Here is a 25790-nt window from a genome sequence, read left to right on the forward strand (position 1 = left end):
CCTTGGCATCGAGATCATTGCCGAAGGCGTGGAAACCGAGCGCCAGCGCGAGCGCCTGATGGAACTGGGTTGCGAATATGCGCAGGGTTTCCTGCTGGGAAGGCCCGCGCCGTTGGCGGAGGCATGAGTTTCGTCAATCCGGCGAAAGCCGGAATGACGACGTTGAATGCAGGGGCGCGTCGCTGACGGGTGCGCCTTCCACCCGCAGCGCAAGCACGCCATCGTGCAATCGTGCATCCAGCCGCTCGCCGGCTACGGCATCGCCCACGTTGCGCACGACCCGGCCATCGCCGTGCTGCAGGATGGCGTAGCCGCGCGCGACCGTCGCCAGCGGGCTGACCGCATGCAGTGACCGCGCCAGCCCGCGCAGGCGCAGGGTTTCGTGTTGCAGATGGCGAGCGAGCAGCGATTGCGGACGCCCGCGCAGGGCAAGCAGGCGTTCGCGCAGGCGCTGGATGCGGCGCTGCGGATGGCCGGCGCGCAGCACGGCATCGGCATGGCGCAGGCTGGCGCGTTCGCGTTCAAGCCGCCGCTGCATCGCGTGCATCAGCCGCGCGCGTGCCTGCTGGCTGCGTTGCCGCAGGGCTTCCAGCTGTGCTTGCGGGCGCTGCGCCTGCAGGCGCAGGAAGGCGTGGTCAATCCGCTGCGCGCGCTGGCGCAGGCCGTTTGCATGCAATGCCTGCAATTGGCGATGCAGGCCGTGCAGGCGTGCCAGCAGCGCGGCGCGATCCGGCACCAGCAGTTCGGCTGCTGCCGATGGCGTGGGCGCGCGCAGGTCGGCGGCGAAATCGGCCAGGGTGAAGTCGGTTTCGTGGCCGATGGCGGACACCACCGGCACCGTCGATGCGGCGATGGCGCGCGCCAGCGCTTCGTCATTGAAGGCCCACAGGTCTTCCAGCGAGCCGCCGCCGCGTGCCAGCAGGATCACGTCATAACGCTCACTTGCGATGGCGCGCTGGAGCATCGCGCGAATCTGCGCTGCCGCGCCTTCGCCCTGCACCGGCACCGGCAGCAGATCGACTTCGACCAGCGGAAAGCGCCGCCGCAGCACGCTTGCGATGTCGCGGATCACCGCGCCCGAAGGCGAAGTCAGCACCGCCAATCGCTGCACATGCGCGGGCAGCGGACGCTTGCGATCGGCATCGAACAGGCCTTCTGCGGCCAGCTTCGCCTTCAGTTCCTCGAAGGCCCGGCGCAGTGCGCCTTCGCCGGCTTCCTCCATCGTGTCCAGCACCAGCTGGTAGTCGCCGCGCGCCTCGTACAGCGTCAGCCTGCCGCGTGCCAGCACGCGCAGGCCTTCGCGCGGGATGAACTTCAGCCACTGGCTCTTGGGCTTGAACAGCGCGCAGCGCACCTGCGCGCGCGCATCCTTCAGGGTGAAGTACAGATGCCCGGAGCCGGGCCGCGACAGGTTGCCGATCTCGCCTTCCACCAGCACCTGCGGGAACGCGCCTTCCAGCAGGTCGCGGGCCAGCGTGTTGAGCTGGCTGGGGCTCAGGATGCGAGAACGATCCTGCACGTCGTCATTCCAGTTGCGATTGCGCGTGCGCGGCGTCCAGCGCTTCCATCGCGTCCTGCGGCTTGCACTTGGCGGCTTTCTCGTAGGCGGTCGCGGCGGCGTCTTCGTTGCGGCGTTCGTCCAGCAGCAACAGCACGTTGCCATGTTCGATATTGGCAATCGGCGATGCGGGGGTGAGCTTCAGCGCTTCCTTGATGTGCTTCTCGGCTTCGGACGCCTTCGCGCCGTAGGTCAGGCCACCGATCATCGCGCCGATCTTGTTGATGATCTCGGCGTGGTACAGGGCCAGCGCGGTATGCGCTTCGGCATGCTTGGGCGCAAGTTCCAGCGCGGCATCCAGCGATTCGCGCACCTTGCCGGCAATGCCCATCTTCAGCGCCTTGGCGATGGACAGGCCCTGGCTGTAGCGGCCCAGCGCGAAGGCGTGGCGATAGTGGCTGTTGGCCTCGTCCGGCAACGCCTTGACCGCGGCCTCGGCGATCTTCGCCGCTTGTTCGTAGCGCTTGAGCTGTTCGGCTTCGTCATCGACCAGATGCGTTGCGTGGATGCCGAGCGCCTTCACCGCCACCGATGCACCGACCGGGCCGAGCGCCTCACCGGCATCGAAAGCGGCCTTGAAATCACCGCGATGGAAGGCGCGCCAGGCGTGCTGCAAGGCCTCGGCCAGTGCGTCGGCATCCAGCTTGGGTGCGGCCTTGCCGGCAGCCTTGAGCAGGGCAGCCGCGCGCTTGCTGTCCGGGAAGGGTTCGCAGTCGCCGGCGTGCAGCTTCGGCCATGCTTTCTTCAGCGCATCGCCTTCGTATGCGTAGCCCTTGGCATCGTGCGGAAACGCAGCCCAGCCGGATGCGGATTTTTTCGCGGCCATGCGGCCTCCCCGTGACGAAGTGGATGTGCAGCATCACGCCATGCGCGCGCGCTGGCAAGGGGGCGGCTAGTGTGATTGCTCGGTGCGGGCGGGGCAGGCTATGTGCATCCAAAACCCCACTGGAGCCTGTCATGGCCGCGATCAAGAAGAAGGCAACACGCAAGCCGCAGTCCAACGCGCTTGACCCCACTCCGCGCCACCTCTGGCTGGCATCGCTTGGCGCACTGGTCGCCGCCCGCCGCGAATCCAAAGCCGCCGTGCTGCGCGCCGCCGGCAAGGTCGAAGCGGCAGTCGCCGATGCACGCAAGGCCGTCCGCCGCGCCGAAACCGAGCTGCGCAGCGGCATCGACGGCGTGCGCGATCAGGTGGCACCGAAGGTGGCCTGCATCAGCAACGAGGTCGAAGCACGGCTGGCCCCCATCGTCGCCAAGCTGGGCCTGAAGCGGAAGCCCGCGCGCAAGACGCGCAAGCCCGCCGCGAAGAAGGCCACCGCCCGTCGTACCTCGCGCAAGCCGGTGAAGCGCGTGGCGAAGAAGGCCGCGCGCTGAGGTTTCGGCAACCCGCAGCGACGAAACGAAACGCCCCGCGAATGCGGGGCGTTTTTTGGGGATGCATGGATGGAGTGTTTCAACTCCTTCTCCCCGCATAGCGGGGAGAAGGTGCCGAAGGCGGATGAGGGGAGCTGTTGGCAAGAGCGCCCTCACCCGCCTTCGGCACCCTCTCCCGCAGCAAGCGGGAGAGGGGAAATGCATGACTTGCGTGCCGCGTCAGTCGATATAGGCCCGCGTCAGCGTATTGAGATGCACGCGCTCGGCGTCGCGCAGGAACGGCGCGATCAGCATCATCACCTGCACGATGCCGTCGCGGATCGAGGCCTGCTCGTCCTTGTCGCCACGCGCGGCGGCATAATTCAGCCAGAAGGTGGCGATGACCAGGATGTTGGTGGCGGCGGCATCCAGCTCATCCGCCGATGCGCGCATCACGCCGGCCTGCACCAGCCCGCGCATCACCGTGTGCGCCTGTTCGTCCGCGCGCTTGAGGATGCGGGCAAAACGCATGCGCAGGCGGCGGTTGCGGCTGAGGATATCGACCAGGTCGCGGTACAGGAAGCGGTAATCCCAGATGCATTCAAACACCAGGTGCAACTGCAGCCACACGTCTTCCAGCCCCGGCAGGCGACCTTCCGGCGCGGTCAGGGCGGCATCCATGCGCGCCTCGTAACCGGCGAACAACTGCTCGATGATGTCGTCCTTGTTGCGGAAGTGGTAGTACAGGTTGCCGGGGCTGATCTCCAGCTCGTCGGCGATGTGATTGGTGGTGACGTTCGGCTCGCCCTGCGCGTTGAACATCGTCAGTGACGCATCCAGGATGCGCTGTCGGGTCTGGCGGGCCATCGTCGTTCGCGCTTCAGGCCGTCAGCTTCTTCACCAGGTCCACGTACTTCTGCATCGCATCAATCTGCGACGTGCCGGCGAGCTTCGCCCATGCCTCGTACTTGGCGGTGCCGACGAAGTCGAAAAAACCCGGCTTGGGGCCGCTGACATCGCCTTCGGCACCCTGCTTGTACAGCGCGTACAGGCGCAGCAAGGTGTCGTTGTCGGGGCGCTCGGCCAGCGAGTGTACGTCCTTGGCGGCTTGTTCGAAGCGGGCTTGCAGATCGGACATGGCGGTTCCCTCCCTGTGGAGCCGGCATCACACCACGCGCCCCGGGCAGGGTCAATACGGCAGGGAATTGTGATGCGGGCGGCGCTCTGGCAACGTAGCGGTCACAGGCGCGCGTCCGCGCCCGCAAGCATCCCTGGGAGGGGAGTACGCATGAGCTATTTCATCACCGGCGGCACGGGCTTCATCGGGCGTCACCTGATCGGCAACCTGCTCAAGCGCAAGGGCACGATCCACGTGCTGGTGCGCAAGGAGTCGATGAAGAAGTTCGAGGCGCTTGCAAAAAAGCAGGCGTGGGACCCGAAGCGGGTGATCGCGGTGACCGGCGACATGACCGCGCCGAAGTGCGGGCTGACCGCCGCGCAGTTGCGCTCGCTGGGTGGCAAGATCCAGCACTTCTTCCACCTGGCCGCGATCTACGACCTGACCGCCAGCGCCGCCGAGCAGAAGGCAGCCAATATCGATGGCACGCAGAACGCGCTTGACCTTGCCGCTGCGCTGAAGGTGAAATGCTTCCACCACGCCAGTTCCATCGCCGCCGCCGGCCTGTACCCCGGCGTGTTCCGCGAGGACATGTTCGAGGAAGCCGAAGGGCTGGACGATCCCTACCTGCGCACCAAGCACGAGTCCGAAGGGCTGGTGCGCGCGGAGAAGCGCGTGAAGTGGCGCATCTACCGGCCCGGCATGGTGGTTGGCCATTCGCAGACCGGCGAGATCGACAAGATCGACGGCCCGTACTACTTCTTCACCTTCCTCAAGAAGCTGCGCGAAATGCTGCCGCCGTGGATGCCGACGCTGGGCATCGAAGGCGGGCGCATCAATATCGTGCCGGTGGATTTCGTGGTTGATGCCATGGATCACATCGCCCACAAGCCGAAGCTGGACGGCCACTGCTTCCACCTGACAGATCCCGAGCCGATGCGCGTTGGCGAGGTGCTGAACACCTTTGCACGCGCCGGTCATGCGCCGGAAATGACCATGCGCCTGGATGCGCGCATGTTCGCCTTCGTGCCCAGTGGCGTGCGCATGGCAGTGGGCAACCTGCCGCCGGTCAAGCGCTTCGTCGGGATGCTGCTGCGCGACTTCAAGATTCCGAAGGAAGTGCTGAAGTTCATCACCTATCCAACCCGTTTCGACAACCGCGAGACCGAGCGCGCACTGAAAGGCAGCGGGATTGCGGTGCCCAAGCTGGATGATTACGCCTGGCGGCTGTGGGATTACTGGGAGCGCCACCTTGATCCCGACCTGTTCGTGGACCGCACGCTGAAGGGCAAGGTGCGCAACAAGGTGGTGCTGATTACCGGTGGCTCGTCAGGCATTGGCCTGTCCACCGCGCAGCGGGTGGCGGAGGCGGGCGCGATCACGATCATCGTGGCGCGCGGCGAGGAAGAACTGTTCAAGGCCCGCGACGAAATGAAGAAGGCCGGTGGCAAGGTGTTCGCCTACACCGCCGATCTTGCCGACATGGCCGGCTGCGATGCGCTGGTGAAGAAGGTGCTGGACGAACACGGCCACGTTGACATCCTCATCAACAATGCCGGGCGTTCGATCCGCCGCTCCATCGAACTGAGCTACGACCGCTTCCATGATTTCGAGCGGACGATGCAGCTCAACTATTTCGGCAGCGTGCGCCTCATCATGGGCTTCCTGCCGAAGATGACCGAGCGCCGCAAGGGCCACATCATCAACATCAGCTCCATTGGCGTGCTGGCAAACTCGCCGCGCTTCTCGGCCTACGTGGCGTCGAAGGCGGCGCTGGATGCGTTCAGCCGCTGCGCGCAGGGCGAGTTGTCAGGCAAGGGCATCAGCTTCACCACCATCAACATGCCGCTGGTGAAGACACCGATGATCGCGCCGACCAAGATGTACGACAGCGTGCCAACGCTCAGCCCGGACGAAGCTGCCGACCTGCTGGTCAAGGCGATCATCGAAAAGCCCAGCCGCATCGCCACCCGCCTGGGCATCTTCGCGGCACTGGTGAACGCGGTTGCGCCGAAGGCCTACGAAGTGGTGATGAACACGGCGTTTGAACTGTTCCCGGATTCGGCGGCGGCCAAGGGCGACAAGAAGGCGCTCAAGGACGAGGCACCCAGCCAGGAGCAGATCGCGTTCGCCGCGCTGATGCGCGGGGTGCATTGGTAGTGCGGAATCAGTAACTCCGGCACTGCTTGAAACGCACCGGCTTGCTGCTGCCATCCGGCGGCTGCAACTGCACGCGCGATGCGGCCAGCTCCGGGTAGCGCAGCATCAGCGGGCACAACTCGTTGCTGGGATCGGCGTGTTCGGACGACAGTTGCACGAACAAGGTGGACTGGGTGGACCAGTACGCGCGGGCCACGCCAAACAGGGTGGAAATGGCGCTGGCGGTTTCCTTGCGGCGCTGTTCCAGCACGGCGGGGTCGGTGGGAATGCGCTCCTGCGGCACGATTTGCTGTGGCTGCTCGCTGGCCCGTCCGGGCCGCGCAGTGTTCGCCGTGACCGACGTGTCAGGTGCCGCCGCATCATCAGGATGCGCGCCACCCAGCAGCAGCCAGACGATCGCGGCTGCCACTGCGGCACCGCCCCACGCCAGCGCCAGTGGCCGGGTGTTGGGCGTATGCACGCTGACCGGTTCGACGGGTTTTTCATCCACGTCCGGAAGATGCACATAGGGCCGCACTTCCGGCCACAGGCTTTCGCCGTCCAGCAATTCGATGTCCTGCTGCTGGGCGATGCGCACGGCTTCCTCGTCGAAACGACCGGGCGTGACCACGATGACGTGGCTGGCGCCTTGCAGGGTGGCCGACTTCGCCAGTCCCAGCAGGGCCTGCGCGCCGACGATCGAACCACTGCCGTACTTGCAGGACAGCAGCGTGTGTTCCCCGTGGCGCTCCAGCAGGATGTCGCCGCCATTGGTGGGGATGCCGTCACTTGGCGTTCCGGCCGCGATCACCGGGCGCAGGCCACGCCCGTGCATCGCCTGCAGCACGAGCCGGGTGAACTCGCGCCAGTGCAGTGAAGCCAGCAGATTGGCGTTGCGCTCGCGCGCCCTTTCGGCGGCGACGCGGGGCGCGGGCGGGCGGCGAAGCCAGTAGGTCAGGCCCAGCCCGAGCAGGGCGAAGACCAGCAATGCGATCACGGTGGGCAGCATGGAAGCGGCGTCGGGCAACGGTTGGGGGCGAAACTATAAGCCCCGGCGCGTCGCTTGCACGTCATCGCCCCGCATTCGGGCACAAAAAAACGCCCGCAAGGGCGTGTGGATTGGGGCGGGCAGAGAATGCCCGCCAGTCCGGTATTCGCAGGGGGGAGGGGAATTGCGAGGAGCGCGGACTGGCGGGACTTGGAGGGTGCGATCAAATCTGCGGTGCGGCGGGCTTCTTCCTTGCAGTCTTGCGCGCGGTCTTTGCGGCCTTCCTGGCCGGAGCCTTCGCAGCCTTTTTCGCAGGTGCCTTGGTGGCCTTCGGCGCGGCATCGCCAGCGGCCTTGCGCAGTTCGGCAGTCAGGCGCTCGACGCGATCGGTCAGGGCAGACAGGTCTTCGCGGCCCGGCACGCCCAGCTTGACCAGCGCGCGCTGCACGCGATCCTCGAACACCTTTTCCAGCTTGTCCCAGGTGTCGGCGGCGCGTTCGCGGGCCTGGTCAACGCGGCCTTCGACCACGTCGCGCACCACGTTGGCGCGGTTGCCGGCGAACTTGCGCGCGGTCTGTTCCAGCGACAGGCCATCGCGCACCAGACTCTCGAACAGCTTGCCGCCCTCGGTCTGCGCGCGGTTGAACGCGCCCATGCCGGCCAGCCAGATCTGCTGGGCGGATTCGGTGATCGACTTGCCGAGACGCTCGGCCTGCGCCTGCTTCTTGCCGGCGGCCTTGCGGGCGCTGTCCTTCAGGGCGGCGCTGCTTTTCAGGGCGGACTTCTTGAGCTTGGCCATTTCGAATTTTCCTTGGCGTCAGGCGACGCTTGATGATGCGGATTGCGTGTCAGGATCGCGCCGTCGTCTAGAGCATTCACACCATGCGGCGCGCACGTTGGCGGGGTTGCCTGCGTTTTTCGCGAAGCTGGTGTTCGATGTCGTCCAGCGCGCGTTCCAGCAGGGCGGTGGTTTCGGTGGCGCGCCCGCGCTCGGGCAGGTGCGCAAGGATCGAACGTGGGCGGTCGGCGATCACGTCCTCGCGCAGGCTGATGCCGTGGCGGGCCAATACGGGTTCCAGTTCGGCGCGGCGATTGCGCAGGTCGGCCAGCGTGTTGCGGTAGGCGAGCTGCGAGATGCGGCGGCGCGCGGAGAAGCTGAAGACATTGGTGTAGAACAGTTCGCGGTCACCGGCGTTGGGTTCGAACACCACCTGGTCGATGTGCGGATACTGCTGCGGATAGCGCGCCAGCCCGACCTGCATGCGGGATTGCAGCATCGTCCGCAGCGTCTGCGACAGCACGCCGGGCAGGCCACCCTGCGCGATGCGGCGGTCATCGAAGCGGTGCGCGCGGTCTTCCTCGTTGCCATCGGTGCCGGGATTGAACGGCACCAGCGGGTTGATGCCGATCATCAGGTCGATGTCGCGATCCAGCACTACCGAAGCATGCATGGTGCGGCGCAGTGCGCCATCGACGATGTGCCGGGCGCGCCCGCTCTTGTCCAGCATTTCGACCGGCGGATACAGGCCGGGCAGGGCGGCGCTGGCCTGCACCGCGCGCGAAATCGGCACGTCGTCCCAGCCTTCATCGCCAAAGCGCACCGATTCGCCGCTGTCCAGATCCACGCCAATCACGTACAGCGGGCGCTCCAGCTTGCGGAAGTCATTGCTGCGCCCGCGCCGGCTGAACACATCGCGCAGGAAGCGCTCGACCTGGTTGTTGTCGAACAGGCCCGCCGGCACCAGCCCGCCGATCCGGGTCAGCACGTCCGACCAGCGCGAATCGCTGCGCCCGCGGAGCAGGTCGTGCCCCAGCTTGGCGGCGAGTTTGGGGATCGATGCGGCGCGGCGCAGGTATTCGGCCAGCGCCGGGCGCAGGAAGGTTTCCGGCTGGAACACCACGTCGTCACTGTCGCCGCTGATGAAGATGCGGCACAGCTCGGCGGTGTCCATGCGGTTGGCAAGCCCGGCGGCGAAGAACGCGCCGGAACTGACGCCCACGTAGCAATCCAGCCGGGTCAGGTCGAGGCCGTCGCAGGCTTCGTCCAGTGCGCGCAGCGCGCCCAGCTCGTACATCGCGCCGACTGGCCCGCCACCGGCGATGGCAAGGCCAATGCGGGTGGAGCGGGTGTCGGCACCCGGATTGCGGGCGGTGTGCAGTGACAGCATGCAGGGCACTCGTGCGGCTTGCCCCGAGTGTAGCGGAGCCGCCTGGAGTATTGCCTCGGGTGATGCCCTGCGCGGACACTGCGCGCATGCCCGTCCGGCCCGACCCCGTTGCGCGGCTCGCCCGCCGCCTTGCCATCCACCAGCGCCTGTTCGATCCCGTGCTGGAGCCGCGCAATCAGTCGCGCTGGCTGAAGACGCTGCAAGCCTGGCAGGCGCAGCGGCTGGAGCGCAGTTTCGAGGCGTTCCTGCGCGATCCCGCGCGCAGGCCGGCGGCGCGCTTCTTCCTGACCGATGTCTATGGCGATCATGATTTCCGCCAGCGTGATGCCGACATCGCGCGGGTGTTGCCGATGATGCAGAAGCTGCTGCCGGGGCCGCTGCTGGACACCGTGGCAACCGGCATCGAACTGGGCGCGCTGACCCATGCTTTCGACCTGCGCATGGCCGAAGCACTGCATGCGTTGGCCCCGCGCCGCCGCACGCTGGATGCGGCCTTGTATGCGCAGGCCTATCGGCAGGTCGGGCATCCGCGCCTGCGTGCGCGCCAGATCATGCTGATCGACGAGGTGGGGCGCGGACTGGCAGCGGCGCTGCGGATGCCGGGCGTGGGCACGTTGCTGAAACTGTCACGGCTGCCGGCACGCGCGGCAGGCTTGGGAGAATTGCAGTCGTTCCTTGAACGCGGCTTTGCGGCATTCGCCGATCTGGGCGATGCGGCCACCTTCCTGGCCGAGATTCGCGTCAACGAACAGGCAGTGATGCGGCGCTTGTTCGCGGGTGTTTCCGATCCGTTTGGCGAAGCGTGCTAGCCGTGCGTCAGCGTGCGCCAAACAGCAGCAGCGCGGACAGCGCAATCGCCAGCAGGATGGCGGAGATCAACAGCCACGGCACCCGCTGCGTCCAGCTGCGTGGCGGCGGCGGCGAGGGCGGGGCATCGGCATCGTCAGCGATCAATGATGGCGCGCGTTGCATGGGCAGTACCGAAGCCGATGACGGGCCTTCCAGCACGAAGCGGTGCTGCGCGTCGAACACGATCTGGTCGCCACTGCGCAACACGCCTTCGCGCATGGGCCTGCCGTTGACCATCACCTCGGCGGCGGTATCGCGCAGCACGGCCTGTCCGTTGCGCGCCTCGATCACGGCATGCAATGACGCGATGCCGGGGCCATCGATGCGCAGGTCTGTGTCGGCGGCGCTGCCGATCCGGCGCGGTGTTTCCAGGCTGATGCAGCGGCCATGGTGATTGCCACCGATGCCGCGCAGCACCAGCCGCAGGTTGCCGATCGGGTCGCGGTTGGTGGTTGCGGGTGGTATCGGCAGCCGGTTTTCGCCGGCAGCGGCCAGCAGCAGTTCGTCGCCATCGGCGTGGATGCAGTCGCCGGCGCGCAACATCGCCACCTGCTGCACCGGGCGACCGTTGACGTGGACGCCGCGCAGGCCTTCTGCCACCGTCATCCAGATGCCGCGACGGTCGTTGCAGATGCGCAGCAGCCACGGTTGGCCGGCATCGACCGGGCCAAGGCCGGTGGGCAGCCGGCCCAGCACATGGGTGCCCGCGCCCAAGGGCAGGTCGGCCTGATCGGCGTCACGGAAGCGCAGGCGAAGTTCGTTCATCGGCGCGCAATCTAGCACGCGGCCCGCAGGCGGCGCGGCTGGTGGCCCGCCGCCGGGCGCGGCACAATGCGCGCAATCCCGTCGCAGGCTCTGCCCATGTCCCGCATCGATATCCGCCACGCCCATTCGCTGCCCAAGGCCAAGGCCCGCAAGGCCATCGAGGAGGTGGCGAAGAAACTGGCCGAGCGCTTCGAGATGGATTGGGACTGGGATGGCGACGTGCTGAACTTCACCCGCTCCGGCGTGGATGGCCAGATCGAGGTGGGCGCGAAGGACCTGCATGTCCACGCCAAGCTTGGCTTCCTCACCGCGATGTTCAAGGACCCGATCGAGGACGAGATCAAGCGGGTCTTGAAGGAACGCTTCTAAGGAAGCTCTGAACAACTCCCGAAACGTCATCCCGGCGAAAGCCGGGATCCAGCTTTTTCAATGACTTACCAAAGAGCTAGATTGGACAAACATTCGTTTGTCAGAAGCAGCCGGCTTTCGCCGGCATGACGGCTTGTTCACACCTTCCCTAAGACCACGCGCGCATGCCAGCCTGCGCATCGGCAATACGTTGCCGGCGCAACCAAGCGCGCGGGCCGTGGTGCGCTGCGGCATACTCGCGGTTCCCCTTCACCGGAACGCAGCACGATGGCACGCGCCTACAACTTCAGCCCCGGCCCCGCCGCCCTGCCGGAACCCGTGCTGCGTCAGGCGCAGGCAGACATGCTGGAGTTTGGCGATGCCGGTGCATCGGTGGTGGAAATCAGCCATCGCGGGCCGGAGTTCCTTGAGGTCGCGCGCCGCACCGAAGCCGACCTGCGCACGCTGCTGTCCATCCCCGACGATTACGCGGTGATCTTCACCGCCGGTGGTGCCACCACCATCCAGGCGCTGCTTCCACTCAACTTCGCCGCAGCCGGCCAGCCGGTGGATTACGTGCTGACCGGGCATTGGGGCAAGACCGCGATGAAGCAGGCGGCGTCAGGCTGCGATGCACGCATCGCCGCAAGCAGCGAGGCCGGTGGTTTCCGCGACCTGCCATCGCGTTCGGCATGGATGCTGTCGGCAGGTGCCGCCTACGTCCACGTCACCGCCAACGAGACCATCCACGGCGTTGAATGGCGCGAGATTCCCGACGCAGGCAACGCGCCGCTGATTGCGGATTTCAGTTCTTCGATTGCATCCGAACCGCTGGATGTTTCCCGCTTCGGCGCGATCTATGCCGGTGCGCAGAAGAACCTCGGGCCGGTCGGCATCGCCACCTTGATCGTGCGCCGCGACCTGCTGGAATGCGCCGGCCAGCCGCGTGCGCCGGTCTTCGACTATCGCGCCCAGCTTGAAGCGGAGTCGATGCTCAACACGCCGCCGACATGGAACTGGTACATGCTGGGCCTGACCGTGAAGTGGATGCTGGACGAAGGCGGCGTGGCCGAATTCGCCGTCCGCAATGCACGCAAGGCGGCGTTGCTGTACGCCGCCATCGACGGCTCCGGCGGCTTCTATCGCAATGAAGTGGCTGTCGCTGCACGCTCGCGCATGAACGTGCCGTTCTTCCTGCACGATGCCGCGCTGGATGCCGCTTTCCTGTCCGAAGCGAAACAGGCCGGGCTTGTCGGGTTGAAGGGGCACCGCGTGCTGGGCGGCATGCGCGCTTCCATCTACAACGCGATGCCGGAAGCAGGCGTGCAGGCGCTGACCGATTTCATGCGGGAGTTCCAGAAAGCTCATGGCTAAGAAGCAAGACAACGCGAAGTCCCCGAAGTCGTCGTCGGCAGACACGAAGCCGTCATCCCGGCGAACGCCGGGATCCAGCATTTCGAGCGACAGCAAAAAACCGGATTCCGGCGTTCGCCGGAATGACAGCAAGGGCGACCCCAAGCCCGACCTCGCGCAGGTGCGCGAGCAGATCGACGGCATCGACCGCCGCATCCAGGAACTGATTGCCGAGCGCGCGCAATGGGCGCATCAGGTTGGCAAGGCCAAGGGCAAGCTGGCGGCAGCGGTGGATTACTACCGCCCGGAGCGCGAAGCGCAGGTGCTGCGCCGGGTGGTGGACCGCAACGACGGCCCGCTGTCCGACGAGGTGCTGGTGCGGGTGTTCCGCGAAGTGATGTCGGCCTGTCTTGCCCAGCAGGAGCCGCTGAAGATCGGCTACCTCGGCCCCGAAGGCACTTTCAGCCAGCAGGCGGTACACAAGCACTTCGGCCATTCCGCGCATGGCTTGCCGCTGGTCAGCATCGAAGAGGTGTTTCAGGAAGTGGCCGCTGGCAATGCCGATTTCGGCGTGGTGCCGGTGGAGAACTCGGGCCAGGGCACGATCCAGGTGACACTGGATTTGTTCCTGACCTCGCCGCTGAAAATCTGCGGTGAAGTTGAATTGCGCGTGCATCAGCACCTGCTGTCGCGCAGCGGGCGGATCGAGGACATCGAGCGCATCTACGCGCATCCGCAGGCGTTCGCGCAGACCTCCGGCTGGCTGCGCACCAACCTGCCAAAGGCGGAGAAGGTGCCGGTGTCCAGCAATGCAGAAGGCGCGCGCCGCGCACGCAATGCGGACGATGCCGCCGCCATCGCCGGCGAATCCGCCGGGCTGGTCTATGGCCTCAAGCGCGTGGCTGGCCCGATCGAGGACCGCAGCGACAACACCACGCGCTTCCTGGTGCTGGGCCGCGAATCGTTCCCGCCTTCGGGCCACGACCGCACTTCGCTGCTGGTGTTCATCCGCGACCGCCCCGGCGCGCTGTACGGCGTGCTGGAACCGCTGGCACGGCGCGGCATCAGCATGAACCGGATCGAATCACGGCCCGCGCACGGCCACCTGTGGCAGTACGCCTTCTTCATCGACGTGGCCGGCCACCGCGACGAATCGCCGTTGAAGGACGCGCTGGATGAAATCGCCTCGCAGGGCGATGAGGTGCGGGTGCTCGGCTCGTATCCGGTTGCGATCCTGTGAACCTGCCGTCGAAGCTGCTGCGCTCGCGCACTCGTGCGCCGGCGGTGCTCGGAATCCTCATGTATTCCCACATACACTCCGGTTCCTGCGCTCCGGCGACGCGCGATTGCGCTTCGCTCGCGACGCTTCGAACGGCAGGTTCAATGACAGGTTTTCGTTGTGATGATTGATTTCGAACGCCTTGCCCGCCCCGGCATCCGCGCGCTGCGCGCCTACGACCCCGGCCACGATCTGGTCGCGCTGCGCCGCCGCTATGCCGAGGCGCAACTGGTCGAACTGGGCAGCAACGAGAATCCCTACGGCGCAAGCCCGAAGGTGAAGCAGGCCATCGTCGATGCGCTGGCCGGCATCCACATCTATCCCGATCCGCTGGGCGGCGACCTCAAGCGCGCGCTGGCCGCGAAGCACGGCATCGACACCACCGACATCCTGCTGGGCAATGGCTCGCACGAATTGCTGATGCAGTTCGCGCAGGTGTTCGCGGGGCCGGGCGATGACGTGGTGGCGTCGAAGTTCGGCTTCGCCGTATATGCACTGGCTGCGCAGGCGGCGGGCGCGACCTTGCATCCGGCCGCTGCGCTGCCGCGCCATCACGACATGCCGCGCGGGCACGACCTGGCCGCGATCCGCGCCGCCATTGGGCCGCGCACCAAGCTGGTCTATCTCGCCAATCCCAATAATCCCACTGGTACGTGGTTCAGCGCGGAAGATTTCGCAGCATTCATGGGCGGCGTGCCGGGCGACACCCTCGTCATTGTCGATGAAGCCTATGCCGAGTTCGTTGACGCGCCGGACTACGCCAGCGCGTTGCCGCTGGTGGCGCGTTTCCCGAATCTGGTGGTCACCCGCACCTTCAGCAAGGCGCATGCGCTGGCCGGTTTGCGGGTGGGTTTCGCAGTGGCGCATCCGGGCCTGATCGCGGTGATGGAGCGCGTTCGCGAAAGCTTCAACGTCAATGCGCTGGGACTGGTGGCGGCAGAGGCGGCATTGGCCGATGCCGACCATTTGCGTGATTCGGTGGCCGGCAACACAGTCCAGCGGCAGGCGTTGGCGCAGGCGCTGCGCGAACGCGGCTTGAAGGTGTCGCCGTCGCAGACCAATTTCCTGCTGGTCGAGTTTGGCGACACTGCATCGCAGGTCGAAGCGCGGCTGGTCGGCAAGGGCATCGTGCTGCGCCCGATGGGCGGCTACGGGCTGGGCGAATGCCTGCGCATCACCGTTGGCACCGAGGCCGAGAACGCGCGCCTGCTGGCAGCGCTGGATGAGGTGATGGCATGAGCGCACAGCACTGGCGCGCCACGCGCGGCGAAGCGCTGCACGGCACGCTGGTGATCCCCGGTGACAAATCGGTGTCGCATCGCGCGGTGATGTTTGCCGCGCTGGCCGATGGCACATCGCGCATCGATGGTTTTCTGGAAGGCGAGGACACCCGCGCCACCGCCGCGATCTTCGCGCGGATGGGCGTGCGCATCGAAACACCTTCGCCTTCGCAACGCATCGTGCATGGCGTTGGCATCGACGGCCTGCAGGCACCGGACGGCCCGCTGGACTGCGGCAATGCCGGCACCGGCATGCGCCTGCTGGCGGGGCTGCTGGCTGCGCAGACGTTTGATTCGGTGCTGGTGGGCGATGCGTCGCTGAGCAAGCGCCCGATGCGCCGCGTCACCGTGCCGCTGGCGAAGATGGGCGCGCGCATCGAGACCGGCGAAGGCGGCGTGCCGCCGCTGCATATCCACGGCGGGCAGCGGCTTTCCGGCATCGACCACACGCTGGAAGTCGCCAGCGCGCAGGTGAAGTCGGCGCTGCTGCTGGCTGGCCTGTATGCAGAAGGCGAAACCGTGGTGCGCGAGCCGCATCCCACCCGCGATTACACCGAGCGCATGCTGTCCGCGTTCGGCGTCGAGATCGACTTCGCGCCCGGCTTCGCGCGACTGCGCGGTGGTCAGCGCTTGCGCGCGACGGATGTTGCGGTGCCGGCGGATTTTTCCTCGGCGGCGTTCTTCATGGTCGCGGCGAGCATCGTGCCCGGTTCTGTGCTGCGTCTGTCGCAAGTGGGCTTGAATCCGCGCCGCACCGGCCTGTTGCAGGCGTTGCGGATGATGGGTGCGGACATCCGCGAGGAAAACGCGGCGACCCACGGTGGCGAGCCGGTGGCTGACTTGATCGTGCGTCATGCGCCGCTGCGCGGCATCGAGGTGCCGGAAGCACTGGTGCCGGACATGATCGACGAGTTCCCTGCGCTGTTCATCGCCGCTGCCTGCGCGGAAGGCCCAACCGTGGTGCGCGGTGCGGCGGAGTTGCGGGTGAAGGAATCCGACCGCCTTGCCAGCATGGCCGCTGGCCTGCGAGCGTTGGGTTTGCGTGTGGATGAAACCCCGGACGGCGCGACCATCTTCCCCGGCCCGTTGCACGGCGGCAGCGTGGAAAGCCATGACGACCACCGCATCGCGATGGCCTTCGCGGTGGCGGCGCAGCGTGCCGACGGCGAGGTGCTGATCCGCGACGTGGCGAACGTGGCGACTTCGTTCCCCGGCTTCGATGCACTGGCGCGCGGCGCGGGGTTCGGCATCGCCAGCGCTTGATGGCGAAAATCAGCGCTGCAGCTTGAACTCGACGGGTATCACCACCTCTGCGGCAACCGGTTGCCCGTTGCGGCTGGCGGGTTGGAAGCGCCAGCGGCGCACGGCTTCAAGCGCGGCGCGATCCAGATAACGATTGCCGCTGCTGTTGGCAACGTCCAGACGCTCGACGCTGCCATCCGTTGCCACCGACACCTTCACCTGCACGGTGCCTTCCGCATTCTGGCGCAAGGCTTCGCGCGGATAGCGCGGCGCGGGGCGGTCAGTCGGTACCGGCATGGGCTGGTCGGCGGCAGTGCTTGTTGCCGGGGCTGCGGGCGGGGCGGGCGCAGCAGGCGGGATCGGTACCGGCGGCGGCTCGTTGACCAGCTTGGGCTGGTCGCCTGTGTCGGGCTTGGTGGGCGGGAGTTGCAGGCCGCTGGCGTTGTCGTCGTCTCTGGCGATGTCCGGCGGCAGCGGCGCGGGCAGGGTTTCGACATCGCCCGATGCCGTGGCCGGGCCACCCTTGAAGAACACGTTGTCATTGCGCTGGTCCAGCCACAGCAGCAGGAACAGCAGCAGGCCGGCGGCGAAGGCGATGCCCAGCACGACCAGTGCCTTGGGCGGCAACAGCGGTTTGCGCGGGGAGACGGTTTCAGGCATGCCCGCATTCTGGCACAGCCATGTTCAGGCACCGCGAACGGCGCAGTCGGGCGATAATGCGCGTTCACTCCGTCCGCCCACATCGCCATGCTCGATCCTGCACTGCTGCGTGCCAACCCCGCCGAACTCGCCGAACGCCTGCGCGCCGCGCGCGGTTTCGAGCTGGACGTGTCCCGGCTGGAGTCGCTGGAAGCCGAGCGCAAGCGCATCCAGATTCGCACGCAGGAACTGCAGAACCTGCGCAATACCCGCAGCAAGCAGATCGGCATGCTGAAGGCCAAGGGCGAGGATGTGTCTGCGGTGATGGCCGAGGTCGCCAGCTTCGGCGAGGAGCTGAAGGCATCGGAAGTAGAACTGGAACGCATCCGTGGCGAGCTGGAAGCCATCGCGCTGGGCCTGCCCAACCTGCCGGCGGACGATGTGCCGGCAGGCAGCGATGAAGCCGGCAACGTGGAGCAGCACCGCTGGGGCACGCCGCGCAGTTTCGACTTCGAAGTGAAGGACCACGTCGAACTGGGCGCGCGCCACGGCTGGCTGGATGGCGATGCCGGTGCCAAGCTCAGCGGCGCGCGCTTCACCGTCCTGCGTGGTGAGCTGGCCCGCCTGCATCGCGCACTGGCGCAGTTCATGCTGGACCTGCACACGCAGGAACACGGCTATGAGGAAACCAATGTCCCGGTGATCGTCAATGCCGATTCGATGCAGGGCACCGGGCAGTTGCCGAAGTTCGAGGAAGACCTGTTCTCCACCATGCTGGGCGAGCACAAGCGCTATCTGATTCCGACTTCGGAAGTGCCGCTTACGAATATCGTGCGCGACGAAATTGTCGAAGCTGAAAAACTTCCGCTGCGGATGACCGCGCATTCCATGTGCTTCCGTTCCGAAGCCGGCAGCGGTGGCCGCGATGTGCGCGGCATGATCCGCCAGCACCAGTTCGAGAAGGTGGAACTGGTCAGCATCGCCAAACCGGAAGAATCCGCCGCCGAGCACGAGCGCATGACCCGCGCGGCGGAAACCGTGCTGGAACGGCTGGGCCTGCCGTACCGCCGCATGCTGCTGTGCAGTGGCGACATGGGCTTTTCCTCGACCAAGACCTTTGACCTGGAAGTCTGGTTGCCCTCTCAGAACACGTATCGCGAGATTTCGTCCTGCTCCAACTGCGGCGACTTCCAGGCCCGTCGCATGCAGGCGCGCTGGCGCAACCCGGCCACCGGCAAGCCCGAGCCGGTACACACGCTCAACGGCTCCGGCGTGGCCGTGGGCCGCGCGCTGATCGCGGTGATGGAGAACGGCCAGAACGCCGACGGCAGCATCGACGTACCCGAAGCACTGCGCCCGTACATGGGCGGAGCCGCGCGGATCGGTTGATCTCAACCACGGCAACGGGCAACCACAGGGGGTTGCCCCTACGCGCAATGAAAAAGGCGACCAGTGGCCGCCTTTTTTGCATCGCCTGCCGCAATCAACGGCGGTTGGCCCTTTCAACGATGGCGATAGGTGATGCGGCCCTTGGTCAGGTCGTAGGGCGTCATCTCGACCTTGACCCGGTCGCCGGTCAGGATGCGGATGTAGTTCTTGCGCATGCGTCCGGAGATGTGCGCGATGATTTCGTGGCCGTTCTCCAGCTTCACCCGGAACATGGTGTTCGGGAGGGTTTCGGAGATCGTGCCTTCAAACTCGATGACGTCGTCTTTCGCCATGTGATCCTGTACTTGCAGCGTGAAGCCGGGCGCGAGGCCCGAAAGTCCAACATTCTGACACGCCCGGGCGGGGCTTGCAAAAATCCCGTTAATCCGCCAGCGCCTGCGCCGCCGATGCGCAGACGACCGCAGCCGGCAATTCGCCGAACCCCTGCGCCCAATTGCCGGGCCGACCCGGCAGCTCACGCTGGCGGGCCAGCGCCTGCAAATAAGCCGGTCGCGGCCATGCCTGCACGCCCAGCCGGCGGGTGTGGTCGTTCGGCACCTGCGCGTCGATGATCGGCCAGCCCCAGCCGCGCAGCCGATGGGCGAGGGCGGCCAGTGCCAGGCTGGATGCGCCGGACCGCGCGGAATACATGCTGTCGCCGCAGAACATCTGGCCGAAGGACAGGCCGAACAACCCGCCGATCAGCCGCGCGTCGGCATCGAACACCTCGATGCTGTGGGCATGGCCCAACTTGTGCAGTTCAAGGTATGCCGCCCGCATGCCGGCGGTGATCCATGTGTCGCGCTGGCCCGGACGCGGCGCGGCGCAGCCATCAACCACCTCGGCGAAGGCGGTGTCGGCGCGCACCGTCCAGCCGCTGTTGCGCAGCTTGCGCCGCAGCCGATCCGGCAGGTGCAGGGCATCGGTGGGCAGCACTGCGCGCCGCGACGGGCTCCACCACAGGATCGGTTCGCCCTCGGAAAACCACGGGAAGATGCCGCCGCGATAGGCGGCAAGGAAGCGTGCCGGCGACAGGTCGCCGCCACAGGCCAGCAGGCCGTCGGGATCGTCCAGCGCCGTTTCCACCGGGGGAAACGGTGATGCCGGGTCAGACGACAATGAGGGAATGCGCAACGTCATTTGCACATCGTCGGGATTCCGTAGGGGCAACCCCCGTGGTTGCCCGGAATGAGGCAGGCCTAGGGCAGGCACAGGGGCCTGCCCCTACGGGGAATCAATGCCCCTCGTCGAGGAACCGCTCCGCATCCAGCGCCGCCATGCAGCCGAAGCCGGCGGAGGTGATCGCCTGCCGATAGACCTGATCGGCCACGTCGCCGGCGGCGAACACGCCGGGGATGCTGGTCTGGGTGGCGTTGCCTTCCAGCCCGGTCTGGATTTTCAGATAGCCGTTCTTCATCTCCAGCTGGCCTTCGAACAGCGAGGTGTTGGGGCTGTGGCCGATGGCGACAAAGAAGCCCTGCACCGGGATGTCGCGCGTTGAGCCATCCTGCACCGACTTGACCCGCATGCCGGTGACGCCGGCATCGTTGCCCAGCACTTCATCGACGGTGTGGTGCCAGACCGCCTCGATCTTGCCGGCTTCGATCTTCGCGAACAGTTTGTCCTGCATGATCTTTTCGGCGCGCAGGGTGTCGCGGCGATGCACCAGATAGACCTTGCGGGCGATGTTGGACAGGTACAGCGCTTCTTCGACCGCGGTGTTGCCGCCGCCGATCACCGCCACGTCCTGATCCTTGTAGAAGAAGCCGTCGCAGGTGGCGCAGGCGGACACGCCGCGGCCCTTGAACGCTTCTTCGGACGGGATGCCGAGGTACTTGGCTGTCGCGCCGGTGGCGATGATGAGGGCATCGCAGGTGTAGTCGCCGTTGTCGCCCTTCAGCCGGAACGGGCGCTGCGACAGGTCGGCGCTGTGGATGTGGTCGAACACGACTTCGGTATCGAAACGCTCGGCATGCGCCTGCATGCGCGCCATCAGGTCCGGGCCCATCAGGCCGTGGGCATCGCCCGGCCAGTTGTCCACCTCGGTGGTGGTCATCAGCTGGCCACCCATCTGCAGGCCGGTGACGACGACGGGCTTCAGGTTGGCGCGGGCGGCATAGACGGCGGCAGTCCAGCCGGCGGGGCCGGAACCGAGGATCAGAAGACGGGTGTGCTTGGTCGTGGTCATTGGTTTCGAATGAAAGCTCTATAATTTCGCGGATCGCGGATCCGCCGGCCCGTATAGCTTGGAGGCGGCACCGCCCGGACACAAGGCGCGCCGTTGCGATCCGAGCGTTGCAGCGGCGTATCGCAACCCATCAGGAGCATTCGCAATGCGCATCGGCGTGCCCAAGGAAACCAAAACCCTCGAAGGGCGCGTTGCGCTCGTGCCCGCCGCCGCTGGCGATCTGGTCAAGCGTGGGCACGAGGTCTGGCTGGAGCAGGGCGCAGGCCTGAAGTCCGGTTTCAGCGATGAGCAGTACACCCAGCTCGGGGTGAAGATCGCGCCCGATGCAGCCGCCCTGTACGAGAAGGGCGAGCTGATCGTGAAGGTGAAGGAGCCGATTGCCGGCGACCTGCAGCACCTGCGCCGCGACCACCTGCTGTTCTGCTACCTGCATCTGGCGGCGGAGCCGGAACTGACCAGGCGCCTGCTCGGCATCGGCCTGACCGGTGTTGCCTTCGAGACCGTGGAACTGGCGAATGGCGACCTGCCGCTGCTGGCACCGATGTCGATCATCGCCGGCAAGATCGGCGTGCAGGTCGGCACCCATCTGTTGCACCAGCCGATGGGTGGCAAGGGCAAGCTGCTGGGTGGCCTGCCGTCCACCGAGCGCGGCAATGTGGTGGTGTTCGGCGCGGGGCAGGCCGGCGGTGCGTCCGCTGCGCTGGCCGCTGCGGGTGGTGCCAACGTTACCGTATTCGAAATGCGCACTGACCGCATGGAAGACGCCATGCGCATCGGCCCCAATGTCACTGCGCTGTATCCGTACCATGACGTGGTGGCGCGCGAAGTGGCCTCGGCTGATCTGGTGATCGGTGCGGTGCTGGTCACCGGCGCGCGTGCGCCGCACGTGATGACACGCGACATGCTGAAGGACATGCAGGACGGCAGCGTGGTCGTCGATATCGCTATCGACCAGGGCGGCTGCTTCGAGACCTCGCGCCCGACCACCTGGAAGGAACCGACCTACGTGGAAGCGGGCGTGACCCACTTCTGCGTGACCAACATGCCGGGTGCGGTGCCGCAGACCAGCTCGCAGGCGATTTGCGCGGCGATCCTGCCGTGGGTCAACCGGCTGGCGTCGGGCAGCGCATGGCGCGACAACCCGGCGCTGCTGAAGGGCATCAATGTCGATGCCGGCCAGATCGTGCATCCAGCGCTGCGGGACATGGCTCTTTGACGTATTATCAAGGGCCTAGGGGAACTTCCTGAGGCCAGATCGAAGGTGGCAAAAGCGGCACCCGAGGTCGGCAAGGCCGGCCGCAAAGCGGCATCGAAGACAGCCAGGCCCGGCGTGGTGAGCAACCCGCGCCGGCAGCGCCTGTGGCGTGACCTTGCCCTGATCGCGGTCGCGCCGCTGCTGCTGTTCCTGCTGGCAAGCCTTGTCACCTATTCACCCGCCGATCCGGGCTGGTCGCATTCCGGCAGCATCACTGCGCCCATCCACAATGCCTGCGGGCGGGTCGGCGCGTGGATCGCCGACGTGCTGCTGGTGCTGACCGGCTACGTGGCCTTCTTGCTGCCGTTCGTGCTCGGCGCGATCGCGTGGATCGCGCTGTTCGGCATGGATACCGATGGCGATGGCGAGGCCGATCTCGGCCCGGCGCTGCGGCTGGTCGGCATCGTCGGCTTCCTTGTGTCCGGTTGCGGCCTGCTGGCGCTGCGCGTGGCCGGCTCCAACGACTTGTCGTTTGGCAGCGGCGGCGTGCTCGGCAAACTGGTCGGCAATTCCCTGCAGATGCTGTTCGGCGCGCTGGGCGCAAACCTGTTCCTGCTCAGCCTGTTCCTGATTTCGGTGACGCTGGCGACGGGGCTGTCGTGGCTGGCGGTGATGGATCGCATCGGCGGCTGGGTGCTGGCCTTGCCGGTGCTGCTGAACCGTGGCGCACGTCAGGGCGTGAAGCAGGCCAGCGAATGGCAGGAGGCGCGTGCGCTGCGCGAGGAGCGCGAGGAAGCGCGCAAGGCCGATTCCGAAAACCGCCTGCGCCGCGAGAAGGTGAAGATCGAACCGCCCGCCGCGCCCGTGGTCGAAAAGAGCGAACGCGCCAAGCGCGAGCAGCAGATTCCGCTGTTCAACGTCGGCGATGGTTCCGGCATTCCGCCGCTGGCCCTGCTGGACGATCCCAAGCCGCAGCCCAAGGGCTACGACGAGCAGACGCTGGAAACCCTGTCGCGGCAGATCGAGTTCAAGCTCAAGGACTTCCGCATCGATGCCGAAGTGGTGGGCGCGTATCCCGGCCCGGTCATCACCCGCTTCGAAGTGCAGCCTGCGCCTGGCGTCAAGGTCAGCCAGATTTCCTCGCTGGACAAGGACATCGCGCGCGGCCTGTCGGTGAAGTCGGTGCGCGTGGTCGATGTGATTCCCGGCAAGTCGGTGATCGGCCTTGAAACGCCGAACACCCATCGCGAGATGATCTATCTCAGCGAACTGCTGCGCTCGAAGGAATACGACAAGTCGGCAAGCCCGCTGACGCTGGCGTTGGGCAAGGACATCGCCGGTCGCCCGACGGTGGCCGACCTTGCGCGCATGCCGCACCTGCTGGTGGCCGGCACCACCGGCTCCGGCAAGTCGGTGGCGGTCAATGCGATGGTGCTGTCGCTGCTGTACAAGGCGTCCGCCAAGGAACTGCGGATGCTGATGATCGACCCGAAGATGCTGGAACTGAGCGTCTATCAGGGCATTCCGCACCTGCTCGCGCCGGTGGTCACCGACATGAAGGAGGCCGCCAATGGCCTGCGCTGGTGCGTGGCGGAAATGGAGCGCCGCTACAAGCTGATGAGCGCGGTGGGCGTGCGCAACCTTGCCGGCTTCAACAAGAAGGTGAAGGACGCCATCGACGCCGGCCAGCCGATGGTTGATCCGCTGTTCAAGCCGAACCCGGAACTGGACGAAGTGCCGCCGACGCTGGAAACGCTGCCCTTCATCGTCATCTTCATCGACGAATTCGCCGACATGATGATGATCGTCGGCAAGAAGGTGGAAGAGTTGATCGCCCGACTCGCGCAGAAGGCGCGCGCTGCCGGCATCCACCTGATCCTTGCCACGCAGCGCCCTTCCGTCGATGTCATCACCGGCCTGATCAAGGCCAACATCCCGACCCGCATCGCGTTCCAGGTCTCAAGCAAGATCGATTCCCGCACCATCCTCGACCAGAGCGGCGCGGAAACCCTGCTGGGCCACGGCGACATGCTCTACCTGCCGCCCGGCACCGCGATGCCGGAGCGCGTACACGGCGCGTTCGTCAGCGACGAGGAAGTGCATCGCGTGGTCGAACACCTCAAGCAGAGCGGCGGTGCCGATTACATCGAAGGCGTGCTGGAAGACGCGCAGACCATGTACGACGGCAGCACGGTCGGCGCGACCGGCCTGCCGGAAGCGGCGGGTAGCGATGATCCGGAAGCCGACCCGCTGTACGACCAGGCCGTGCAGATCGTGACCGAAACCCGCCGCGCGTCCATCTCCGGCGTGCAGCGGCGCCTGAAGATCGGCTACAACCGCGCCGCGCGTTTGATCGAAGCGATGGAAGCCGCCGGGATTGTTACGCCGCCGGAACACAACGGCGACCGCAGCGTGCTGGCACCGCCGCCGCCACGCGGCTGATCCTTACTTCGCCGGCTTGTTCGCCTGCAACTCGGTCACGGCGCGCAGGGTTTCGCGCACGTGCAGGTTGGGGTTCATCGCATCGTGGACGAAGGCGATGCGGCCATCCTGCGCGATGACATACGAGGTGCGGCTGGACAGGTTGGGCTTGAGTGCCAGCGTGGCATCGAACGACTTGGCGATCTTCGCGCCTTCATCCGCCGCGACCGCGAACTTGCCGCTGCAATGTTCGGTTTCCATCGAGAACTTCGCCAGCGAATCCAGATTGCCGGCGGTGATGCCGATCACCGTCGCGCCCTGCGCCTTGAACTTGTCGATGGCCTGCGAGAACAGCGAGGCTTCCACGTTGCAGCCCGGCGTATGCGCGGCGGGGAAGAAGTACAGCACCACCGGGCCGCGCTTGAGCGCCTGCGCCAGATCGAAGCGGATCTGCTTGCCGGCCAGCCAGGCCGGCGCGGTGAACATCGGGGCTGCTGCACCGGTTTTGAGCGCGGCCAGCGCAGGCAGGGACAGCAGGGCGGCAAGGGCGAATGCGGCAAGGCGGCGCATGGCAGGTTCCGGTGGACGGGGCTTGCACGATACCCCGCCTGATGAGCGGCGCTGTTAATCTCGCTTCACTTTGCCAACGGGCAGATTCGGAGCAGACATGGCCACGGGCTGGGCGGGTGACGGCGCGGTGCAGGAACAGATCGACGCGACCGTGAAGGACGGCATCGCACGGGCGCGCAGCCGCCTGCCGAGCGGGCCTGGCCTGGAGCGCTGCGAGGAATGCGATACGCCGATTCCGGAGGCGCGTCGCAAGGCGATTCCCGGCGTGCGCCTGTGCGTGGCCTGTCAGGATGCCATCGACCGCGAAGACGCCTCTTTCAGCGGCTACAACCGGCGTGGCAGCAAGGACAGCCAGCTGCGCTGAGGTTTCGGCATCAGTACAAAAAAGAACGCCCGGCAGTTGCCGGGCGTCGTTGTGCATCGATGAAACGGGCGATCAGTGGTCGATGCTGAAGGCCAGGATCATCCCCAGCACCGCCGGCAGGATCATCGCCGTGCCGCGATCGTAGCGGCCGTACTGGTAGCGCCCGTAGTAACCGTCGCGGTAGCCGCGCTCGAAACCCTGGCGGAAGTAGTAGCGGTATTCGTCGTAGCTGACGTAGCGGCCGTTGTAGCCGTAGCTGCCATCCATGTAGCCGTAGTTGTTGCGGTAGTCGAAGCGCCAGCGATCCATGCGGTCGGCGCGGCCGGCCTGCCAGCCTTCCTGATAACCGTCACGGATCGCCTGCTGCAGCAGTTGCGCGCCGTACTGGTTGGTGCTGTACCAGCGGCCACCGTAGTTGTAGCGGTAGTTGTAGGGCGTGGAGTAGTACGGGTCGCTGTAATAGTCGTAACGGCTCGCGTTCCAGCGCGATTGCTGCGCCAGCCAGCGGCGGTAGTAGTCCTGCTGGTAGCGGTACTGCGCGTTGCG

The 25790-nt window shown here is 66.4% G+C and carries 27 protein-coding genes; 13 read left to right on the plus strand and 14 right to left on the minus strand.

The window, feature by feature from the left end:
- The coding region (locus QM612_RS00265; protein ID WP_415251919.1) for an EAL domain-containing protein at nucleotides 1–127 on the plus strand (127 nt) is incomplete at its 5' end.
- A gap of 6 nt (nucleotides 128–133) precedes the next feature.
- Here the strand turns inward: QM612_RS00265 and xseA are convergent.
- On the minus strand, nucleotides 134–1519 hold the full coding sequence (gene xseA, locus QM612_RS00270) for an exodeoxyribonuclease VII large subunit (RefSeq protein ID WP_415251894.1): 1386 nt from the start codon (nucleotides 1517–1519) through the stop codon (nucleotides 134–136).
- A 4-nt stretch (nucleotides 1520–1523) separates the two neighbouring features.
- Nucleotides 1524–2384 carry a hypothetical protein gene (locus QM612_RS00275; protein ID WP_415251895.1) on the minus strand — a complete coding sequence of 287 codons (861 nt, stop codon included), beginning with the start codon at nucleotides 2382–2384 and terminating at the stop codon, nucleotides 1524–1526.
- Nucleotides 2385–2515: 131 nt separating this feature from the next.
- Between QM612_RS00275 and QM612_RS00280 the strand changes: the two genes are divergently transcribed.
- Entirely contained in the window at nucleotides 2516–2932 is a 417-nt protein-coding gene (locus QM612_RS00280) for a hypothetical protein (protein WP_415251896.1), read from the plus strand.
- A gap of 219 nt (nucleotides 2933–3151) precedes the next feature.
- On the opposite strand, the gene QM612_RS00285 is transcribed toward QM612_RS00280, so the two are convergent.
- Both QM612_RS00285 and QM612_RS00290 read right to left on the minus strand, forming a co-directional pair.
- On the minus strand, nucleotides 3152–3778 hold the full coding sequence (locus QM612_RS00285) for a TetR/AcrR family transcriptional regulator (RefSeq protein WP_415251897.1): 627 nt from the start codon (nucleotides 3776–3778) through the stop codon (nucleotides 3152–3154).
- A 13-nt stretch (nucleotides 3779–3791) separates the two neighbouring features.
- Entirely contained in the window at nucleotides 3792–4049 is a 258-nt protein-coding gene (locus QM612_RS00290) for an acyl-CoA-binding protein (protein WP_415251898.1), read from the minus strand.
- Between the two features lie 150 nt (nucleotides 4050–4199).
- On the opposite strand from QM612_RS00290, the gene QM612_RS00295 reads away from it, so the two are divergent.
- Entirely contained in the window at nucleotides 4200–6188 is a 1989-nt protein-coding gene (locus QM612_RS00295; RefSeq protein WP_415251899.1) for an SDR family oxidoreductase, read from the plus strand.
- 7 nt (nucleotides 6189–6195) lie between these two features.
- On the opposite strand, the gene QM612_RS00300 is transcribed toward QM612_RS00295, so the two are convergent.
- The 3 genes from QM612_RS00300 to QM612_RS00310 form a co-directional block, all read right to left on the minus strand.
- Entirely contained in the window at nucleotides 6196–7176 is a 981-nt protein-coding gene (locus tag QM612_RS00300; RefSeq protein ID WP_415251900.1) for a restriction endonuclease, read from the minus strand.
- A 202-nt stretch (nucleotides 7177–7378) separates the two neighbouring features.
- Nucleotides 7379–7954 (minus strand): phasin family protein, encoded by a 576-nt coding sequence (locus QM612_RS00305; protein ID WP_415251901.1) that lies wholly within the window; start codon nucleotides 7952–7954, stop codon nucleotides 7379–7381.
- A gap of 76 nt (nucleotides 7955–8030) precedes the next feature.
- Nucleotides 8031–9323 (minus strand): patatin-like phospholipase family protein, encoded by a 1293-nt coding sequence (locus QM612_RS00310; RefSeq protein ID WP_415251902.1) that lies wholly within the window; start codon nucleotides 9321–9323, stop codon nucleotides 8031–8033.
- 86 nt (nucleotides 9324–9409) lie between these two features.
- Here QM612_RS00310 and QM612_RS00315 point away from each other — a divergent pair, with 86 nt between their 5' ends.
- Complete coding sequence (locus QM612_RS00315; protein ID WP_415251903.1) at nucleotides 9410–10132, plus strand: FFLEELY motif protein; 723 nt, start codon at nucleotides 9410–9412, stop codon at nucleotides 10130–10132.
- 7 nt (nucleotides 10133–10139) lie between these two features.
- On the opposite strand, the gene QM612_RS00320 is transcribed toward QM612_RS00315, so the two are convergent.
- Nucleotides 10140–10937 carry an FHA domain-containing protein gene (locus tag QM612_RS00320; protein WP_415251904.1) on the minus strand — a complete coding sequence of 266 codons (798 nt, stop codon included), beginning with the start codon at nucleotides 10935–10937 and terminating at the stop codon, nucleotides 10140–10142.
- Nucleotides 10938–11033: 96 nt separating this feature from the next.
- Here QM612_RS00320 and QM612_RS00325 point away from each other — a divergent pair, with 96 nt between their 5' ends.
- The 5 genes from QM612_RS00325 to aroA all read left to right on the plus strand — a co-directional run bounded on the left by QM612_RS00325 (nucleotide 11034) and on the right by aroA (nucleotide 16460).
- Nucleotides 11034–11306 (plus strand): polyhydroxyalkanoic acid system family protein, encoded by a 273-nt coding sequence (locus QM612_RS00325; RefSeq protein ID WP_415251905.1) that lies wholly within the window; start codon nucleotides 11034–11036, stop codon nucleotides 11304–11306.
- 267 nt (nucleotides 11307–11573) lie between these two features.
- Nucleotides 11574–12659, plus strand: a complete 1086-nt coding sequence (gene serC, locus QM612_RS00330; protein WP_415251906.1) for a 3-phosphoserine/phosphohydroxythreonine transaminase — start codon at nucleotides 11574–11576, stop codon at nucleotides 12657–12659.
- A complete protein-coding gene (pheA, locus tag QM612_RS00335) occupies nucleotides 12652–13878 on the plus strand; it encodes a prephenate dehydratase (RefSeq protein WP_415251907.1) in 1227 nt (408 codons plus the stop codon). The genes serC and pheA overlap by 8 nt, the downstream gene beginning before the upstream one ends.
- A 162-nt stretch (nucleotides 13879–14040) precedes the next feature.
- Entirely contained in the window at nucleotides 14041–15156 is a 1116-nt protein-coding gene (gene hisC / locus QM612_RS00340) for a histidinol-phosphate transaminase (RefSeq protein ID WP_415251908.1), read from the plus strand.
- Nucleotides 15153–16460, plus strand: a complete 1308-nt coding sequence (gene aroA / locus QM612_RS00345) for a 3-phosphoshikimate 1-carboxyvinyltransferase (RefSeq protein ID WP_415251909.1) — start codon at nucleotides 15153–15155, stop codon at nucleotides 16458–16460. The genes hisC and aroA overlap by 4 nt, the downstream gene beginning before the upstream one ends.
- A 9-nt stretch (nucleotides 16461–16469) precedes the next feature.
- Here the strand turns inward: aroA and QM612_RS00350 are convergent, their stop codons facing one another.
- A complete protein-coding gene (locus QM612_RS00350; protein WP_415251910.1) occupies nucleotides 16470–17099 on the minus strand; it encodes an energy transducer TonB in 630 nt (209 codons plus the stop codon).
- An 87-nt stretch (nucleotides 17100–17186) separates the two neighbouring features.
- Here QM612_RS00350 and serS point away from each other — a divergent pair, with 87 nt between their 5' ends.
- The gene (gene serS, locus QM612_RS00355) at nucleotides 17187–18467 is read left to right on the plus strand and encodes a serine--tRNA ligase (protein WP_415251911.1); all 1281 of its coding nucleotides are present in this window, start codon (nucleotides 17187–17189) and stop codon (nucleotides 18465–18467) included.
- Nucleotides 18468–18580: 113 nt separating this feature from the next.
- Here serS and infA read toward each other — a convergent pair whose 3' ends face one another.
- From infA to trxB, 3 genes are all read right to left on the minus strand, one after another.
- Complete coding sequence (gene infA, locus QM612_RS00360; RefSeq protein WP_028839405.1) at nucleotides 18581–18799, minus strand: translation initiation factor IF-1; 219 nt, start codon at nucleotides 18797–18799, stop codon at nucleotides 18581–18583.
- Nucleotides 18800–18887: 88 nt separating this feature from the next.
- The gene (gene aat, locus QM612_RS00365) at nucleotides 18888–19646 is read right to left on the minus strand and encodes a leucyl/phenylalanyl-tRNA--protein transferase (protein WP_415251912.1); all 759 of its coding nucleotides are present in this window, start codon (nucleotides 19644–19646) and stop codon (nucleotides 18888–18890) included.
- A 94-nt stretch (nucleotides 19647–19740) separates the two neighbouring features.
- Nucleotides 19741–20694, minus strand: coding sequence for a thioredoxin-disulfide reductase (gene trxB / locus QM612_RS00370; RefSeq protein ID WP_415251913.1), 954 nt, complete (start codon nucleotides 20692–20694; stop codon nucleotides 19741–19743).
- A gap of 145 nt (nucleotides 20695–20839) precedes the next feature.
- Between trxB and ald the strand changes: the two genes are divergently transcribed.
- Both ald and QM612_RS00380 read left to right on the plus strand, forming a co-directional pair.
- Nucleotides 20840–21910 (plus strand): alanine dehydrogenase, encoded by a 1071-nt coding sequence (gene ald / locus QM612_RS00375; RefSeq protein WP_415251914.1) that lies wholly within the window; start codon nucleotides 20840–20842, stop codon nucleotides 21908–21910.
- Between the two features lie 45 nt (nucleotides 21911–21955).
- Nucleotides 21956–24331 carry a DNA translocase FtsK gene (locus QM612_RS00380; protein ID WP_415251915.1) on the plus strand — a complete coding sequence of 792 codons (2376 nt, stop codon included), beginning with the start codon at nucleotides 21956–21958 and terminating at the stop codon, nucleotides 24329–24331.
- A gap of 3 nt (nucleotides 24332–24334) precedes the next feature.
- Here the strand turns inward: QM612_RS00380 and QM612_RS00385 are convergent, their stop codons facing one another.
- On the minus strand, nucleotides 24335–24880 hold the full coding sequence (locus tag QM612_RS00385) for a peroxiredoxin (RefSeq protein WP_415251916.1): 546 nt from the start codon (nucleotides 24878–24880) through the stop codon (nucleotides 24335–24337).
- 97 nt (nucleotides 24881–24977) lie between these two features.
- Here QM612_RS00385 and QM612_RS00390 point away from each other — a divergent pair, with 97 nt between their 5' ends.
- Nucleotides 24978–25244 carry a DksA/TraR family C4-type zinc finger protein gene (locus QM612_RS00390; RefSeq protein ID WP_415251917.1) on the plus strand — a complete coding sequence of 89 codons (267 nt, stop codon included), beginning with the start codon at nucleotides 24978–24980 and terminating at the stop codon, nucleotides 25242–25244.
- 72 nt (nucleotides 25245–25316) lie between these two features.
- Here QM612_RS00390 and QM612_RS00395 read toward each other — a convergent pair.
- Nucleotides 25317–25790: hypothetical protein (locus QM612_RS00395; RefSeq protein ID WP_415251918.1), on the minus strand; the 474-nt coding region annotated here is incomplete at its 5' end.

It is taken from the genome of Thermomonas sp., assembly GCF_047606765.1.
In the GTDB taxonomy this organism is placed as follows: Bacteria; Pseudomonadota; Gammaproteobacteria; order Xanthomonadales; family Xanthomonadaceae; genus Thermomonas.

Excerpts from the sequence above, each read along its gene's own strand:
- QM612_RS00290 (WP_415251898.1), bottom strand. The coding sequence starts at position 4,049 with ATGTCCGATCTGCAAGCCCGCTTCGAACAAGCCGCCAAGGACGTACAC.
- serS (WP_415251911.1), top strand. The coding sequence starts at position 17,187 with ATGCTCGATCCTGCACTGCTGCGTGCCAACCCCGCCGAACTCGCCGAA.
- hisC (WP_415251908.1), top strand. The coding sequence starts at position 14,041 with ATGATTGATTTCGAACGCCTTGCCCGCCCCGGCATCCGCGCGCTGCGC.
- QM612_RS00285 (WP_415251897.1), bottom strand. The coding sequence starts at position 3,778 with ATGGCCCGCCAGACCCGACAGCGCATCCTGGATGCGTCACTGACGATG.
- serC (WP_415251906.1), top strand. The coding sequence starts at position 11,574 with ATGGCACGCGCCTACAACTTCAGCCCCGGCCCCGCCGCCCTGCCGGAA.
- QM612_RS00295 (WP_415251899.1), top strand. The coding sequence starts at position 4,200 with ATGAGCTATTTCATCACCGGCGGCACGGGCTTCATCGGGCGTCACCTG.
- pheA (WP_415251907.1), top strand. The coding sequence starts at position 12,652 with ATGGCTAAGAAGCAAGACAACGCGAAGTCCCCGAAGTCGTCGTCGGCA.
- QM612_RS00305 (WP_415251901.1), bottom strand. The coding sequence starts at position 7,954 with ATGGCCAAGCTCAAGAAGTCCGCCCTGAAAAGCAGCGCCGCCCTGAAG.
- QM612_RS00390 (WP_415251917.1), top strand. The coding sequence starts at position 24,978 with ATGGCCACGGGCTGGGCGGGTGACGGCGCGGTGCAGGAACAGATCGAC.
- QM612_RS00350 (WP_415251910.1), bottom strand. The coding sequence starts at position 17,099 with ATGCCTGAAACCGTCTCCCCGCGCAAACCGCTGTTGCCGCCCAAGGCA.
- QM612_RS00325 (WP_415251905.1), top strand. The coding sequence starts at position 11,034 with ATGTCCCGCATCGATATCCGCCACGCCCATTCGCTGCCCAAGGCCAAG.
- aroA (WP_415251909.1), top strand. The coding sequence starts at position 15,153 with ATGAGCGCACAGCACTGGCGCGCCACGCGCGGCGAAGCGCTGCACGGC.
- trxB (WP_415251913.1), bottom strand. The coding sequence starts at position 20,694 with ATGACCACGACCAAGCACACCCGTCTTCTGATCCTCGGTTCCGGCCCC.
- QM612_RS00280 (WP_415251896.1), top strand. The coding sequence starts at position 2,516 with ATGGCCGCGATCAAGAAGAAGGCAACACGCAAGCCGCAGTCCAACGCG.
- aat (WP_415251912.1), bottom strand. The coding sequence starts at position 19,646 with ATGACGTTGCGCATTCCCTCATTGTCGTCTGACCCGGCATCACCGTTT.
- QM612_RS00310 (WP_415251902.1), bottom strand. The coding sequence starts at position 9,323 with ATGCTGTCACTGCACACCGCCCGCAATCCGGGTGCCGACACCCGCTCC.
- QM612_RS00385 (WP_415251916.1), bottom strand. The coding sequence starts at position 24,880 with ATGCGCCGCCTTGCCGCATTCGCCCTTGCCGCCCTGCTGTCCCTGCCT.
- ald (WP_415251914.1), top strand. The coding sequence starts at position 20,840 with ATGCGCATCGGCGTGCCCAAGGAAACCAAAACCCTCGAAGGGCGCGTT.
- QM612_RS00275 (WP_415251895.1), bottom strand. The coding sequence starts at position 2,384 with ATGGCCGCGAAAAAATCCGCATCCGGCTGGGCTGCGTTTCCGCACGAT.
- QM612_RS00320 (WP_415251904.1), bottom strand. The coding sequence starts at position 10,937 with ATGAACGAACTTCGCCTGCGCTTCCGTGACGCCGATCAGGCCGACCTG.
- infA (WP_028839405.1), bottom strand. The coding sequence starts at position 18,799 with ATGGCGAAAGACGACGTCATCGAGTTTGAAGGCACGATCTCCGAAACC.
- QM612_RS00300 (WP_415251900.1), bottom strand. The coding sequence starts at position 7,176 with ATGCTGCCCACCGTGATCGCATTGCTGGTCTTCGCCCTGCTCGGGCTG.
- QM612_RS00315 (WP_415251903.1), top strand. The coding sequence starts at position 9,410 with ATGCCCGTCCGGCCCGACCCCGTTGCGCGGCTCGCCCGCCGCCTTGCC.